The 1436-nt window shown below is 60.6% G+C and carries 1 protein-coding gene; it reads left to right on the plus strand.

Annotation, left to right across the window (positions count from 1 at the left end; all coding sequences use genetic code 11):
* The first annotated feature begins 224 nt into the window (after positions 1 to 224).
* Positions 225 to 1394 (plus strand): acetylornithine deacetylase, encoded by a 1170-nt coding sequence (gene argE, locus F8N12_RS27515; protein WP_150580028.1) that lies wholly within the window; start codon positions 225 to 227, stop codon positions 1392 to 1394.
* Positions 1395 to 1436 lie beyond the last annotated feature (42 nt).

The raw sequence follows: 1436 nt of genomic DNA on the forward strand, positions 1-1436 counted from the left end.
GCAGAGCGGCGAGGGTTTCGCGGCTGACGCGGAGTTTGATTTCAGTTTCTTTTTGCATGGCCGGAAAATCCAGAATCGGGAGCGCAGCCGGGGGAATGTGTGGCTGCCAAGGCCGTGCAGTGTACAGGACTGAGAGAGGGTAGGGTTTAACCGGCTCTGCGGCGGTTTATTCCTGTCGCCGGATGGTTCTATGATGGTCTTCAATTCGGGAGTTGGAGTCAGCGATGCCTTTACCATCCATGAAAGATCAGTTCGCTGCGCTGATCGCCGCACCGTCCGTCAGCTGTACGCAGGCCAGCCTCGATCAGACCAATCGGCCAGTCATTGATCTGCTGGCAACCTGGCTCGGCGATCTGGGTTTTGCCTGCGATATCCAGCAGGTCAGCCCGGGTAAATTCAATCTGCTCGCCAGTTTCGGTTCCGGCCCCGGCGGGCTGGTGCTGGCCGGTCACAGTGACACTGTGCCGTTCGATGGCGCATTGTGGCAGACCGATCCGCTGAAGCTGACTGAGGTGGATGGTCGCTGGGTCGGCCTGGGCAGTTGCGACATGAAGGGTTTTTTTGCGCTGGCGATCGAGGCTGTCCTGCCTTTGCTTGATCAGCCGTTCAAGCAGCCTCTGCTGATTCTCGCGACGTGTGACGAAGAAAGCTCGATGTCCGGCGCTCGTGCATTGGCCAAGGCTGGCCGGCCGTTGGGTCGAGCGGCGGTGATCGGAGAACCGACCGGGCTCAAGCCGATCCGCATGCACAAAGGCATCATGATGGAGCGCATCGACATTCTCGGTCAGAGCGGCCATTCCTCCGATCCGCGCTTGGGCCACAGCGCGCTCGAAGCCATGCACGATGCCATCGGTGAGCTGCGCGGCTTGCGGCTGTTATGGCAGCGCGAGTTTCGTAATCCACAGTTTGGCGTGCCGATGCCGACGATGAATTTTGGCTGCATCCATGGCGGCGACAACCCCAACCGTATCTGCGGCCAATGCTCGCTGGAGTTCGATCTGCGGCCCTTGCCGGGCATGGACCCGAACGCCTTGCGCGCCGAGATTCTGCAAAAACTCAAGCCGGTTGCCGAACGGCATCAGGTGAAGATTGAGTATGCGCCGCTGTTCCCTGAAGTGCCGCCGTTCGAGCAGGCCGAGGATGCCGAACTGGTGAGGGTCGCGGAAAAGCTCACCGGCCATCGCGCCGAAGCAGTGGCGTTCGGCACCGAAGCGCCTTATCTTCAGCACCTGGGCTGTGAAACCCTGGTGCTCGGCCCCGGCGATATCGCCTGCGCACACCAGCCGGGGGAATACCTGGAAATGTCACGTTTACAGCCTACGGTGCATCTACTACGGCAACTGATTGAACATTACTGCCAGACGCCGGCCACGACGCGAGTGCCAGGAATCTGAACATAACCCCCGGTGGGAGCGGGCTTGCTCGCGAAAGCGGTG

The organism is Pseudomonas fluorescens (assembly GCF_902497625.1).
Classification (GTDB): Bacteria; Pseudomonadota; Gammaproteobacteria; order Pseudomonadales; family Pseudomonadaceae; genus Aquipseudomonas; species Aquipseudomonas fluorescens_BQ.